Below are 13564 nucleotides of genomic sequence, written 5' to 3'. Positions count from 1 at the left end.
CCCGCTCCGACGACGGGGTCGATCGGGCCATGACCCCGCCGCGGCGCCGCTGGTCGTTCGGTCGAGCCCTCGACGGGTTCTTCTTCGTCTTCGCCGGTCTCGCCGCGATCTGGCTCGCCTACCTCGGCTTCACCGAGTCTTTCTCGCTCGGCTGGGGCGGGGTGGCCATGGCGATCGCCTTCTGGGTGCTGCTCGCGTATCTCGTGCTGCCGCGGCTGCATCGCATCCTGACCGCGATCTACGTGCCCGACTACTTCATGGGGCGCACCCGCACGTCCGACGGGCTGCTCGGCGACCCCGTCAACCTCGCCTTCCTCGGCGAGCGCGCGCAGATTCAGGCGGCGATGGCGCGGGCCGGGTGGATCGCGGCCGACCCGGTCGACCTGCGCTCGTCGTGGCGCATCATCGCCTCGACCCTCCGACGACGGAGCTACCCGCGGGCGCCGGTGAGCCCGCTGTTCCTCTTCGGGCGGATGCAAGACCTCGCGTACCAGCAGGAGGTCGCGGGGTCTCCCGCCCAACGGCACCACGTGCGCCTGTGGCGGTGTCCCGACGGGTGGCTGCTCCCGGGCGGGCGCCGCGTGGACTGGCTCGCCGCCGGCACCTTCGACCGTGCGGTGGGCCTGTCGCTGTTCACGCTCCAGGTGACGCACCGCATCGACGCCGACACCGACATCGAGCGCGATCACATCGTGGGAAGCGTGATCGCGGTGCCGGGGGTGGAGGTCGACGTCATCCGGGACTTCTCGACCGGGTACCACTCGCGCAACGGCGGCGGAGACAGCATCTCGACCGACGGCGATCTGCCCATCGTCGATGTGCGGGCGGTGTCGCCCGGCGGTCACGAGCTGTCCGCCGGTCGGGACGTGTCCGCGGGTCGGGACCTTCCCGCCGGTCCGGACCTTCCCGCCGGTCCGGACCTTCCCGCCGGTCGGGAGAAGACGCCGTGAGCGAGCAGCGGCACCCGCGCAAGCGCGCGGCGTTCGAGCCGCCCCTCGACCCCACCACGGCGGATGCCGCGATGCGGCGGCCCGCGGCGACCGTCGCCGGCGCGGTGCTCGTGCTGCTGCGCGCGATCGCGGGAGCGCTCTGGGCGGTGAGCGTGGCGTTCTCCCTCCCGCCGTGGCTGCAGCAGATCGCCGGCGCCGCCAGCGGAGACGCGAGCGCCTCGACCGACCCGGAGCTCGCTGCGTTCGCCGACCTCGGGCTCGGCACGGCGATCTTCCTGAGCGTCATGGGCCTTCTGTTCGTGGTGCAGGTGGCGCTCGGCATCCGGATCCTGTTCGGCGGCAACCTGTCGCGCGTGCTCGTCATGCTCATCTCGGTCGGCTCGATCAGTGCGAGTTTCGTGGGCTGGTGGGAGCTGGGGCTCGAGATCACCGTGCGCACCACGCTGCTGACGCTGAGCCTGGACATCCTGGTGCTGCTGGCCCTGTCGAGCCGCGATGCGGCGGCGTACGCGCGCCGCCCGCGCCCACGCCGGACGCACGGATCCCGTACAGCCGCGGCGCGTTAGCCTGAGAAGCGCCGCGCCCGTGCGGCGGAACGGATGACGCACGTGTTCGACAGCCCCATGTCGTCCTCGGCATACGAGGTGCTCCGCGTCGCGGCCGACATCGACGACGAGGGCCTGCGCCGCGCCTACCGCGTGCGCCTCCGCGAGACGCATCCCGACACCGGTGGCGACGCCGCCCTGTTCGTGCAGGTGCAGCGCGCCTGGGAGCTCGTCGGAACGCCCGAGGCGCGCAGCGCCTACGACCGGGGTCAGGGGACGACGGCGACCCGGGACTGGGGCGGCGCGCCGTCGGCATCCGCCCCCTCCCGCCCCGCCGACACGCGCCCGCGCGCGCGATCGCACGGCCAGCCCGGCGGATGGCGCCGCGAGCGCTACCTCGACCTGATCCGCGAGTGGGTGGGGCGCGGGGTCGACATCGCCGACCCCTACGACCCGGCGCTCGTCCGCTCGGCGCCGCCCGAGATCCGCCACATTCTGGCCGACGCGCTCGCCGAGGAGGAGACCGCGCGCCTGGTCTCGGAGCTCGGCATGGGCTACACCGTGTGGCACGACGTCTTCGCCGACCGCGACGGCGTGGATCCCGAGCAGAAGATCGACCACCTCGTGCTCGGCCCGAGCGGCCTGTACGCCCTGCTCAGCGAGGACTTCGGCGGCCCGGTCGGCGTGCGCCGCGGCGAGATCACCGGACCGAACGTCATCGGGGCGCCGGTGACGGAGCTCGTCTCGCGGGCGCGGGTCATCGCGCGGGCCGCGGGCGTGCGCTTCAGCGGCGCGATGGTCGTGCTGCCCGACGACGACGTGTTCGACGCGATCACCGAGCTGGGCAAGGTGCGCGGCACCCCCGTCGCGCTGGTCACACGCAGTGCCCTCACGACGCTGCTGCGCCGCGGTATCACGGGCGCGCGCGAGGTAGGGGGTACCGAACTGTTCGACATCCGTACGCGTCTGCAGCAGCGGGTGCGGCACGTCTGATCCCTGGCCCGGGCGGGAGAGCCTGCCTAGGGTGGGGGCATGAGTACCGACGAGAGCTCGGATGCCACGGCATCCGACGAAATGAAGCGCAAGTTCAAGGAAGCCCTCGCCAAGAAGAACGGTCAGCAGCGGTCGGGCCAGGCGCATCTCGACGGCCACTCCGCGGTGCAGGGCACCCACGCGGCCGTCACCAAGCGCGAGTTCCGTCGCAAGAGCGGCTGACCCTCCGCGGCGCCGCGCGAGTCGCCAGGAATCGTCGCCTCCGATCCCTCGAAAGCGACAGAATCCGGCGACTCGCGCGGCGTGAGGTCAGCGCAGGGGCGCCTCGAAGAACGCCAACTCCAGGCGCATCGAGCGGTCGTACGTCGCGGCCATCTGCTCCCGGACGGCGGGGGGTGCCGCTCGCGCGGCGGCGTCCACGATCGTCGCCGCCTCGGCGGACGACGCCGCGAACGCTTCGTCGCCATAAGCGGTGAGCCAGTCGGCGTAGGCGTGGTCGGGGTCGAACGTGCCGCGCCAGCGTGCGCCGATGTCGGCGTACAGCACGAAGCAGGGGAGGATCGCCGCCACCAGTACCGCGTACGACCCGGCGGTCGACGCCGCGTGCAGGTGGTCGGTGTAGTCGAGGGTGGATGCCGCCGGTTCCAGACCCTCGGGATCGACGTGCGAGCGGTGCAGTTCCGCCTCCTCGGCCAGGCACGACACCGACGCCGCGGACCAGAAGCGCTGCTCCTCGACCGTGGGGGCGAGCGCTGCGGCCCGGGCCAGCACGCGCGCGTACTCGCGCAGGTAGAGCAGGTCCTGGCCGAGGTACCAGGCGAACGCCGCGCGGTCGAGGGTCCCGGATGCCAGGCCCCGAACGAACGCGCAGGCATCGACCTCGGCGCGGGTCGGGGCCGTGGCATCCCACCGCTCGGCGCTCCACGACCGGCCGAGGTCGATGTGCGGGCGCAGCTCGTGCAGGTGGTCGATCGGGCCGTTGCCCCGGCCGACGTGCAGCGCCCCGGCGTGCTCGAGCGCGCCGGTGAGCCAGCGCTTCGCGCGCGTGAGGGCTTCGGGCCACGACAGCCCGTGCCCGGCGAGGGTGGCCATGGCCGACGACAGCGAGCATCCCGTGCCGTGGGTGTGCGGGGTGTCGACGCGGCGTCCCGCGACCGGGGTCACGCCGGAGCCGTCGACGATGGCATCCGGGCTCTGCTCCCCGTCGAGGTGGCCGCCCTTGAGCAGGACGGTCGTGCGAGCGCCCTCGGCGAGGAGCTGCGCCTGGGCGACGGCGGCCTGCCAGGTCGTGGCGCGCGGCTGCCCCACAAGCACGGCGAGCTCCGGGAGGTTCGGGGTGACGAGGTGGGCGCGCCGGCAGAGGGCGCGCACGGCTTCCTCGGCGTCGGGGGCGAGCAGGCGGTCGCCGCTGGTGGCGACCATGACCGGGTCGAGCACGACGATCGGCGGCTGCACCTCGGTGAGCCAGGTCTCCACGGTCGCCGCGACCTCGACCGAGCCGAGCATGCCGATCTTCACGGCGTCGATCTCGACGTCATCGCTGACGGCGCGCAGCTGCGCGGCGAGGAACGCGGTGGGCGGCACATGCACCTCGCGCACGCCGAGCGTGTTCTGAGCGACGAGGGCGGTGACGGCGGCCATGCCGTATCCCCCGAACGCGGCGATCGACTTGAGGTCGGCTTGCACGCCGGCGCCTCCCGTCGGGTCGGTTCCGGCGATGCTCAGCACGCGCGGGCTCACGCTCCCGCCTCCCATCCGGCGCGGAGCTCGCGCACGACGGCGCCGGGGTCGTCGGCGCCGCACACGACCGACACGACGGCGATGCCGGCCGCCCCCGCCCGGCGCAGAGCGGCGACGTCGTCGACGTCGATCCCCCCGATCGCGACGCACGGCAGGGGGGTGGATGCCGCGAGCGCGGCGAAGCCATCGACGCCGAGCGGGTGCGGGTGGTCGGGCTTGGTGGCGGTGGCGCGGATGACGCCGACACCGAGGTAGTCGACGGTGCCGGGAGGCAGCGCGGCGGCGGCCGAGAGGTGGGCGGGAGTGTTCGCCGTCCAGCCGATCAGGGCGTCGGTGCCCAGGAGGGCGCGGGCGGCGTCGACCGGGAGGTCGCTCTGTCCGAGATGGATGCCGTCCACCCGCGCCCCGCGCTCGCGGGCGGCGAGCGCGACGTCGACGCGGTCGTCGATCACGAACGCACACCGTCCGGCGACGACGTCGGCCAGGTCGAGGGCGCGGGCGAAGAGTTCGGCGCCCGTGGCCACCTTGTCGCGCAGCTGCACGACGGTAACCCCCGCACTGACGGCGGCATCGACGATCTCGCGGAGCCGGGCGAAGGGGACGCGGTGGTCGGTGACGAGGTGCAGCGAGAGGTCGCGACTCATCGCGCGATCCCCGCCACGACGGTGTCGGGTCGGTCGATCTCGATGTCGACCGCTCGCAGGCCGGACGGCTCGAGCGCGGCCAGCTCGTCGAGGAAGGCGACAGCGAACGAACCGGGACCCCGAGAGACGGATGCCGCCCGCTCCGACGCGATCGCCCAGACCGCGCTCGCGGCGACCGCCGCATCGAACGCCCTGGTGACCGCCGCGAAGGCCGCCATCGCCGCGCCGAGGGCGCAGCCGCCGCCGGTGACCCGGGTGAGCAGGACGCTGCCGCCGGTCACGCGCGCCGTGCGGTCGGCGTCCACGATGAGGTCGACCTCGCCGGACACCGCGACGGTCGCTCCCGTCCCCCGCGCGAGGGCGCGGGCCGCCTCGACGGCGTCGTCGGGCGAGTCGGTCGCGTCGACGCCGCGGCCGCCCGCTCCCGCGCCGGCGAGGGCGAGGATCTCGGAGGCGTTTCCGCGGATGATCGCCGGCCGTGCGGCGAGCAGCTCGTGGGCGAGGGCGGTGCGCACCGGCAGGGCGCCGACGGCGACGGGATCGAGCACCCACGGCGTGCCGGCTGTCACGGCCTCGCGGGCGGCATCCCGCTGCTCGGCGGTGGGGGTGCCGAGGTTCACCAGCACCCCGCCCGCGATGCCCGCGAACATGCCCGCCTCGCCGGGGATGTCGCACATCGCGGGAGCGGCCCCGAGGGCGAGCAGCGCGTTGGCGGTGAAGTTGGTCACCACCGCGTTGGTGATGCACTGCGTGAGCGGCGCGGCCCGACGCAGGGCCTCAAGGCTCTCGGCGGGGATGGACGGAGACGACGACGTGCGAACGACCATTCGCGACATCCCTTCGCTAGTACGAACTAGATCAGGTTCGACGGGTGTGTTCTCAGCCCTGACGGGCACCCCGTGTCACTGGGGGTGACGCTAGCACAGGGCGCGACGGGGTCGAGGGGGGCGTTGCACGCGCGGAAGTGCCGGTCGGTCGCGGTGGAGCTCGATGCCGGGCTGCTCACGCGCGGCGACGCCGTCGGCGCCGCGGGTCGCTTCACTGCTCGTGCTGCGCGGGTCGTGCAGCGCGGTCCGTGCGCGGGTGTTGCGGCGCGGTACGGTGCGCGGGTCGGTTCAGAACCGTGCCGAGAACCCGCCGTCGGTGTGAAGGAGCTGCCCGCTGACCCACCGGCCGGCGTCGGACAGCAGGAACGCCGTCACTCCGGCGATGTCGCGGGGCGTGCCGAAGCGGCCGAGCGGGTGGTGCCCGGCGAGGCCGTCGCGGGTCTCGTCATCCATCCATCCGGTGTCGATAGGCCCGGGGTTCACGACGTTGGCGGAGATGCCCCGGGGGCCGAGCTCGCGGGCGGCTGAGATGACGATGCGGTCGAGAGCGCCCTTCGAGGCGCCGTAAGGGAGGTTGCCGGTGGTGTGATCGCTGGTGAATGCGACGATCGCCCCTCCCGTCTCGTCGGCCTGTCGGGCGAAGGCGGCGATCATCAGGAGGGTCGCGCGCGCGTTGACGGCGACGTGGAGGTCGAAGCTCTCCGCCGTGGTGTCGAGGATGCCGGATTCCACCCCGTGCGCGTGGCTCAGGACGAGCGCGTGGATCGGCCCGCGATCGTTCGACACGTGCTCGATGAGCTGCGTGGGTGCCGTGGGGTCGGCGAGGTCGCACGGGTAGTCGCCGGAGTCGATCTCGCTGGTGACGACGTCCCACCCGTCGGCTCGCAGGCGGGGGATGATCCCGGCGGCGATGCTGTTCGCGCGTGCGGCACCGGTGACGAGGGCGAGGGGCATGGAAGGAGGCTACGCCGCCGATGCACGGACAACGGGCTGTGGGACGGGGCCGGGCATCCGCTCGTGCGTTCTCGAGCGGGATGCGGCGGGGTCGGCCATCCGCTCGCGCGTTCCCGCGCCGGATGCCGCGGGGCCGGGCCGGGCCGGGTCGGGGTGAGTCGGGTCGGGTCGGGTCGGGTCGGGTCGGGTTGGGTCGGGTCGGGTTGGGTTGAGTCGGGTTGGGTTGGGTTGGGTTGGGTTGGGTTGGGTTGGGTCGGGTCGGGTTGGGTCGGGTCGGGTTGGGTTGGGCAGGGTTGGGTCGGGTCGGGTTGGGTTGGGCAGGGTTGGGTCGGTTCCGGTTGGGTTGGGCAGGGTTGGGTCGGGTCGGGTTGGGGTGGGCAGGGTTGGGTCGGGTCGGGTTGGGTCGGCGGGGAGTCGGGTGGGAACGTGTCGGGTCGGGCCGGTCAGAATGCGGCGGATTCACGCCGTGAGCGAGGCACAAGGGGGTGGCATCCGACACGGGGCGAGAGATGGCGCGCGCGAAGACTCGTGCTCTTGCGGTGTCGGCGACGCGCGCATTTCGGCCGGCGCGAAAGGAGCCCGTGGTCTCACGAGGGTGGTCGGATCGATATCACGGCGACCGCGGCAGCGATGACGCGGGTCCGGTCATCGGGCGCGCTGCTGCGCTCCACGACCGGGCGGCGTTGTCGCCGGGCGACGAATGCGGAGGTCAGAACGGCGCGAGACCTTCCTGCGGATCGGGTGGCGCGGGATCGTCGGGCAGGAAACGGACCGCGGGGGAGTAGGGCAGCGGTTCGTCGGTGTAGGTGCGGCCGGTCGGCGAGGTCCACTCGAGGACTCCGCCGGGGAGTTGTCGCACCTTCCAGCGCGTGAATTGCTTCTGCGTGTGGTGACGCTGGCACAGATGGGCGAGGTTGGTGACGGTGGTAGGGCCGCCTTGAGCGTGATCGACGGTGTGGTCGACTTCGCAGCGGACGGCGGGCACGACGCAACCCGGCCAGCGGCAGTGCCGGTCGCGCGCGCGGAGGTGGCGATCGATCGCGGATGTGCGGTGGTAAGTATCGGTGTGGAGCACGGCACCGGTGACGGGGTGCGTGACGACGCGGTCCCACGGGGTGGTGGTGGACTCCGCGAGATCGCGGGCCGTGCGCGCATCGATGGGACCGTGCCCGACCAGGTCGGCGGGGTCGAAGTTCTCGCTGTGCGGGTCGAGGATGCTGAGCGCGGGCACCACGACCTGCACGCGCGCGCGGATGGCGCCGAGGGTTCCCGGTCCATCATCCGTGCGGGTGGGGTCGGCGCCGGGGGCCGCGGTGAGGAGGAGGTCGGCGAAGATGTCGGCGCGCAGCTGCGCCGTGGTGCGCTCGTCCGTGACGACCGTCGGCGCGGGCGCGATGGCGCCGCTTCGTGTGGCGCCGCCGACCGGGGTCGCGGCGCCGGCGGCTGAGCCCGCCCCGCCGCCCACCGCGGCCGCCCGAGGAGCCCCGTCGAGAGCGGCGATGCCTGCGCCACCACCGCACGGATGCACGTGAGCGCGGTCGTCGTCAGCCGGATCGGCGAGACCGAGAGCCGATCCCGCCCGGTGGTCGATGACGGCGCGGGCTTGCTGGGTCAGCCGGTCGTAGATGCCCACGGCCAGGACGGTGGGGAGCGTTGCGACGAGGTCGGACATGCCGTCGACGCCGGTGACGATGCGCACGCAGCGGGTGTCGCGGCCGCGCTGGTGGCGTTCGGTGAGGGTCGTGGGGTGGAGACGTTCCGCCAGAACAGCGAGGCGGGAGCGCAGGCGGCCGGGGCTGAGCCCGGGCGCGTGAGTCACGGCGAGCTGGTCGAGATCGGCGCGCACGGCGCCCGGGAGTGCCTGCCCGACGTCGGCGATGACGTGCGCGTGCGTGCGGCTGATCGTGCCCGCCTCCCACGCGGCGAGCGTAGAGGGGTAGTCGTCGACCAGGGACATCGCGCGGGTGATCTGGCGTTGCAGCGACCGATCGGAGAGATTCTCGGCCGCCGCGAGTTCGGACGCCACCTCGCGCAATGCCAACTCGGCCGTGCGCGCAGAAGTGCGCTGGCCGGCCATCACGTCGAGGGCGAGGTGTCCGGCCTCGGCGAGAGCACGGGCGCGGGCGACCTCTGCGGCGGCCAGGACCCTTCCCGTGCGCACGACCTCGTCTCGCACCGCGGACAGGGGCCGCGTCGGGCTGTCCGGGGTCGAGGGGGAAGTCGCATCGTGCATGTGTGCATGCTATCGCCGACCTCCGACATTACCCCCGGTCAGAGGCGCCTTCTGTGGATAGATCCTCGCATCCGGAGTCTGGGGAGGAGGGGTGGATCGCTCGGCTCCGCCGGGCCTCGGTCGACTTTCTCGCGACGCGCCGAGACCGGCGTTGCGTGACGCCTCCGGGTGAACCACCCGTCGCGTCGTGTGGACGTCCCGCCCCGCACTCGGCCCGCCCCGGCCGCCGCGCGCTCGTACGCTCCGCACGTCGCGCGCCCGTACGCGCCCCACGCAGCGCGCTCGGCCCGTCCAGCCCCGCACTCGGCCCGCCCCGGCCGCCGCGCGCTCGTACGCTCCGCACGTCGCGCGCTCGTACGCGCCCTACGCAGCGCGCTCGGCCCGTCCCGCCCCGCACTCGGCCCGCCCCGGCCGCCGCGCGCTCGTACGCTCCGCACGCCGCGCGCTCGTACGCGCCCTACGCCGCGCGCTCGGCCCGTCCCGCACTCCTCGCGCTCAGCCCTCCCCGAACGCCGCGCGCACCAGCGCCACCGCGTCCGCCGAGGAAACCCCGAGGCTCCGCACCGTGTCGACATACGTCTTCGCCGCCTGGGCAGCGCGCGACGCCGCCGCATCGCCGCCCCGCACGATCGTGCCGGCCCGGCCGCGCGTCTCGACGTAGCCGGCCTCCTCGAGCTCCTTGTAGGCCCGGGCGACCGTGTTGGCGGCGAGGTTCAGCTCAGCGGCCAGGGTGCGGACCGGGGGCAGACGCGTCCCCGCGACGAGAGAGCCGTCGTCGATAGCGGCGATCACCTGCGCGCGTACCTGCTCGTACGGCGGGGTGGGCGAAGCGGCATCCAGGGAGAACTTCATGGGTCAGTTGTTCACCCCGAACAGGTCGAGCGGATGCGTCAGCCGCCACCAGGGGCTCGGTGGCTCGATCTCGTCCGCGAGCTGCACGTCGACGGTGGCCGCGTCGACCGGACCGGTGGCGGTCAGGGTGCCGACCGTCTCGCCCGGTTCGCGCGCGTCGCCGAGGTCGAAGCGGGTGGACGTCTGCGCGGTGGCGCCGTTCCACAGCACGACGGTGGCGTCCGATGCGCTGACGAGGTCGATGTCGTCGCTCCAGAGCGTCTCGACCTTGCCGACCACGGTCCCCGCGGTGACCGACGGACTCGGCTGCAGCTCCTCCTCGAGCTGTGTGAAGAGGTCTCGCGTCGCCTCATTCCGGGTGTCGGGGCCGGGCTGGCCGAGCACCGCCGCGTAGGCCCGCACGGTCGCGCCGCCCACGGTGATGTCCTTGGCGGTCAGCAGGTTCCAGGCGTCGAGGGTGCCGGTCTTCACGCCCACCACCCCCGGGTCGCCGAGGAGCGCGTTGCCGTTGCGGAACGTGCCCGCCCCGGGGAGAGTCAGCTCGGGGGTGCGCACGATCTCGGCGATCACGGGATTGGCCAAGGCCCGCTCGGCGAGGGCGATGAGCGCCGCCGGTGTGGCGGTGTTGCCCGCTTCGATCCCCGTGGGATTGACGATCGTGATGCCCTCGATGCCGCGCTCGGCCAGGTACGCGTTCGCGGCGGCCGAGAATGCGGCATCCGTGCCGAAGAGGTCGGATGCCAACCGCTGGGCGTAGTTGTTGGCGGAGGCGATGAGCATGCCCTGGAGCATCTGCAGCTGGGTGAGACTGCCGTCGACGGGCACGTCGAGCGAGGACTCGCCACGCGCGCGGTACTGCCAGTAGTCGGCGCTGTCGGCCTGGGTGAAGGCGTAGCTCTTGCCCTGCTCGCCGGGCGCGAGCGGCAGCCGGTCGAGCACGACGAGCGCGGTGACCACTTTCGTGATGCTCGCGATCGACTCGGGTGCGCTGGCCGACGACGACAGGGTTCCGGGAACACCGTCGATCGCGATCGCCGCCTCGCCCTCGGCGGGCCACGCCGGTTGGGCCGCGGGCGCCGACGCGGGTTGCAGGGCGACCGCGCGGGTGGTGGGCCGCACGGCGTTCAGCGGCCACAGCAGGGTCGTCGCGACGTACGCGGCGAGGATGAGCACCAGCAGCACCGGAGGGATGACGGTCGCGGGCCGGAGTCGACGGCGGCGCGCGCCGGAGAGCAGATCGGCCTGCCTGCTCGTCGTTCCCGACACGATGAAGGTCGGTGACGGCCGCGGAGCCGACGCCTCGCCCGGATCGACCCACGCGAGCGCGCCGGTGGGCGCGGGGGTAGATGCCGGAGCGTCGGCGCCGGGGCGGGGCGCGGACGGCGCATCCCCGCTGCCGGGTGCCGGCGCGGATGACGGTGCGCCGGTGCCGGAGGCGGTTCCGGCGGGAGCCGTCACGGCTCCGCCCGCACCCGCGCCCGCACCGTCTTCGTCGGGCGCCGACATCTCGGCATCCGTCGTGTTCTCGAGCGAGGCCTCGGCCGGATCGCGCGGCGCGCGCCTCGTGGCCGGGATCTGCTCGTGCACCCGCCCACGCTACCCCGGTCGCCTGTCTATACTCTTCAGCACAACCACGGGAGTCCGGTGAGCCGGGCTGAGAGGAAGCGAATCCACGCTTCGACCGTCGAACCTGATCCGGATCATGCCGGCGCAGGGAGGAGATCACATGCACACGTCCACGTCTGCCCGCACGGCCCCCGCTTCGGCCGCGCTCACCGCCGACCGTTTCCGCTGGCGGGTCGTCGACATCGTCGTCGCCGCCGTCCTCGGCGTCGCCATCGGCCTCATCTTCTGGGGCTGGAACACCGTCGGCGGCATCTGGTTCGGAGCCATGGATGCCGTGACCCCCGGCCTCGGCGGCATCGCGGTGGGCATCTGGCTCCTCGGCGGCGTCGTCGGCGGACTCATCATCCGCAAGCCGGGTGCCGCGCTGCTCGTCGAGCTCATCGCGGCCGTCGTCTCGGCCCTCATCGGCAACGTCTGGGGTATCACGACCATCTTCTCCGGCCTGGCGCAGGGCCTCGGCGCGGAGCTGATCTTCCTCGCCTTCCTGTACCTGCGCTTCACGCTCCCCGTCGCGATGCTCGCCGGCGCCGGTGCGGGCATCGGCGCGTGGCTGCTGGAGCTGTTCCTGACGCCGAACATCGTCAAGTCGCTCGAGTTCAACCTCATCTACCTCGGCACGCTCGTGGTCTCGGGCGCCCTGCTCGCGGGAGTGGTGGGCTGGTTCCTCGTGCGCGCGCTCGCCGCCACGGGCGCCCTGAGCCGATTCGCCGCCGGGCGGGAAGCACGCCGCGACGTCTGATGGCGCATCCCGCACGCGTCGACGTCGAGGGATGGGGCTGGCGCTACGCCGGTCGCCGGCTGCCCGCGACGCGCGAGGTCGAGCTGCGCATCGAGCCGGGAGAGCGGGTGCTCCTGCTCGGAGCCTCGGGCGCCGGCAAGTCGACGTTGCTCGCGGGCCTCGCCGGACTCCTCGGCGGCAGTGACGAGGGCGAGGCGACCGGGCGCATCCTCGTCGACGGGCAGCAGCCCGAGGCCCAGCGCGGCCGCATCGGGCTCGTGCTGCAGGACCCCGAGGCGGGGATCGTCCTGTCGAAGGTCGGCGACGACGTCGCCTTCGGCTGCGAGAACCTGGGCGTGCCCGCGGCCGAGATCCCGTCACGGGTGGCCGAAGCGGTGGCATCCGTGGGGCTCGCCGTGCCCCCCGACCGGCCGACGAAGGCGCTCTCGGGTGGCCAGAAGCAGCGCCTGGCGCTCGCCGGCGTGCTCGCGATGCGCCCCGGACTGCTGCTGCTCGACGAGCCCACGGCCAACCTCGACCCGGTGGGCGTCGCCGAGGTGCGCACCGCCGTCGAGCGGGTGGTGACGCAGGAGGGGACGACCCTCGTGCTCATCGAGCATCGCACCGCCGTGTGGGCCGACCTCATGACGCGCGTGGTGGTGCTCGCCCCGGGCGGTGGTGTGCTGGCCGACGGCCCGCCCGACCGCGTCTTCGCCGAGCACGGCGATGCGCTCGCCGCAGCGGGGGTGTGGGTACCGGGACGTCCGGTCGACCTGCCCGTGCTCCCCGCGGCGGGAGGGGTGGATGCCGCGCTCTCGACGCGTGCGCTGTCGATCGGGCGCGAGAAGCGCACGGTCGTGGCATCCGGGCTCGAGGTCGCGATCCCCACCGGAGCGGGCACGGTGGTCACTGGACCCAACGGTGCCGGGAAGTCGACACTCGCGCTGACGCTCGCGGGCCTGCTGCCCGAACTCGCCGGCGAGGTGACGGCCGCGGCACCCCTCGCCGCGCGCGGGATCACGCGCCCGTCGCGGTGGCGGTCGAGGGAGCTGCTGACGCGCATCGGCACGGTCTTCCAGGAGCCCGAGCACCAGTTCCTCGCACCGACCCTGCGCGACGAACTCGCCGTTGCTCCGCGCGCGCTCAAGCGGTCGGCCGCGGAGGTCGACGCGATCGTCGACGAGCTGCTGGAGCGGTTGGATCTGGCATCCCTCGCGCTCGCCAACCCCTTCACGCTGTCGGGCGGGCAGAAGCGCCGCCTGTCGGTGGCGACGGTGCTCGCGGCCTCTCCCGAGGTCATCGTGCTCGACGAGCCGACGTTCGGCCAGGACCGCCGGGGCTGGAGCGAGCTCGTCGCGCTGCTGCAGCGCGAGATCGCGCGCGGACGCACGATCGTCGCCGTCACGCACGACGCCGACGTGGTGCGTCATCTCGGCCAGCACCGCGTGGTCATGGGTGACGCCGCGTGAGCGGCGGGAGCGC

The 13564-nt window shown here is 73.4% G+C and carries 13 protein-coding genes and 2 riboswitches; of the genes, 6 read left to right on the top strand and 7 right to left on the bottom strand.

Annotated features, from left to right (window positions below; genetic code table 11):
• Positions 1 to 29: 29 nt before the first annotated feature.
• Genes B0B15_RS01125 through B0B15_RS01110 form a run of 4 tightly spaced genes read left to right on the top strand, consistent with a single transcriptional unit; the run spans position 30 to position 2710 of the window.
• Positions 30 to 950, top strand: coding sequence for an LssY C-terminal domain-containing protein (locus B0B15_RS01125; RefSeq protein WP_083708800.1), 921 nt, complete (start codon positions 30 to 32; stop codon positions 948 to 950).
• Complete coding sequence (locus tag B0B15_RS01120; RefSeq protein ID WP_076672902.1) at positions 947 to 1516, top strand: hypothetical protein; 570 nt, start codon at positions 947 to 949, stop codon at positions 1514 to 1516. The genes B0B15_RS01125 and B0B15_RS01120 overlap by 4 nt, the downstream gene beginning before the upstream one ends.
• Positions 1517 to 1558: 42 nt before the next feature.
• Positions 1559 to 2488 (top strand): DnaJ domain-containing protein, encoded by a 930-nt coding sequence (locus B0B15_RS01115; RefSeq protein WP_076675060.1) that lies wholly within the window; start codon positions 1559 to 1561, stop codon positions 2486 to 2488.
• Positions 2489 to 2527: 39 nt separating this feature from the next.
• Positions 2528 to 2710: a DUF5302 domain-containing protein gene (locus tag B0B15_RS01110; protein ID WP_076672901.1), complete on the top strand. Its 183-nt coding sequence runs from the start codon at positions 2528 to 2530 to the stop codon at positions 2708 to 2710.
• An 87-nt stretch (positions 2711 to 2797) separates the two neighbouring features.
• Here the strand turns inward: B0B15_RS01110 and thiD are convergent, their stop codons facing one another.
• From thiD to B0B15_RS01075, 7 genes are all read right to left on the bottom strand, one after another.
• Positions 2798 to 4228, bottom strand: a complete 1431-nt coding sequence (thiD, locus tag B0B15_RS01105; protein ID WP_176776534.1) for a bifunctional hydroxymethylpyrimidine kinase/phosphomethylpyrimidine kinase — start codon at positions 4226 to 4228, stop codon at positions 2798 to 2800.
• The gene (thiE, locus tag B0B15_RS01100) at positions 4225 to 4872 is read right to left on the bottom strand and encodes a thiamine phosphate synthase (RefSeq protein ID WP_076672899.1); all 648 of its coding nucleotides are present in this window, start codon (positions 4870 to 4872) and stop codon (positions 4225 to 4227) included. Before thiE ends, thiD begins: the two co-directional genes overlap by 4 nt.
• Positions 4869 to 5699, bottom strand: coding sequence for a hydroxyethylthiazole kinase (thiM, locus tag B0B15_RS01095; RefSeq protein ID WP_076672898.1), 831 nt, complete (start codon positions 5697 to 5699; stop codon positions 4869 to 4871). Before thiM ends, thiE begins: the two co-directional genes overlap by 4 nt.
• A riboswitch (TPP riboswitch) is annotated at positions 5691 to 5782 on the bottom strand. It overlaps the preceding gene by 9 nt.
• Before the next feature lie 205 nt (positions 5783 to 5987).
• The gene (locus B0B15_RS01090) at positions 5988 to 6653 is read right to left on the bottom strand and encodes an SDR family oxidoreductase (RefSeq protein ID WP_076672897.1); all 666 of its coding nucleotides are present in this window, start codon (positions 6651 to 6653) and stop codon (positions 5988 to 5990) included.
• Between the two features lie 709 nt (positions 6654 to 7362).
• Positions 7363 to 8886 carry an HNH endonuclease gene (locus tag B0B15_RS01085; RefSeq protein ID WP_083708799.1) on the bottom strand — a complete coding sequence of 508 codons (1524 nt, stop codon included), beginning with the start codon at positions 8884 to 8886 and terminating at the stop codon, positions 7363 to 7365.
• A 495-nt stretch (positions 8887 to 9381) separates the two neighbouring features.
• Positions 9382 to 9738, bottom strand: coding sequence for a GntR family transcriptional regulator (locus tag B0B15_RS01080; protein ID WP_076672896.1), 357 nt, complete (start codon positions 9736 to 9738; stop codon positions 9382 to 9384).
• A gap of 3 nt (positions 9739 to 9741) precedes the next feature.
• Positions 9742 to 11325: a D-alanyl-D-alanine carboxypeptidase family protein gene (locus B0B15_RS01075; protein WP_083708798.1), complete on the bottom strand. Its 1584-nt coding sequence runs from the start codon at positions 11323 to 11325 to the stop codon at positions 9742 to 9744.
• A gap of 36 nt (positions 11326 to 11361) precedes the next feature.
• A riboswitch (TPP riboswitch) is annotated at positions 11362 to 11472 on the top strand.
• On the opposite strand from B0B15_RS01075, the gene B0B15_RS01070 reads away from it, so the two are divergent.
• Together B0B15_RS01070 and B0B15_RS01065 are read left to right on the top strand one after the other, a co-directional pair.
• On the top strand, positions 11465 to 12103 hold the full coding sequence (locus B0B15_RS01070; protein ID WP_076672895.1) for an ECF transporter S component: 639 nt from the start codon (positions 11465 to 11467) through the stop codon (positions 12101 to 12103). (Overlaps the previous riboswitch by 8 nt.)
• Positions 12103 to 13551, top strand: coding sequence for an ABC transporter ATP-binding protein (locus B0B15_RS01065; RefSeq protein WP_076672894.1), 1449 nt, complete (start codon positions 12103 to 12105; stop codon positions 13549 to 13551). Before B0B15_RS01070 ends, B0B15_RS01065 begins: the two co-directional genes overlap by 1 nt.
• Positions 13552 to 13564 lie beyond the last annotated feature (13 nt).

The organism is Microbacterium sp. RU1D (genome assembly GCF_900156435.1).
GTDB lineage: Bacteria > Actinomycetota > Actinomycetes > Actinomycetales > Microbacteriaceae > Microbacterium.
Note: the sequence above shows the minus strand (reverse complement) of the source record. Positions and strands in the feature narration are given on the sequence as shown.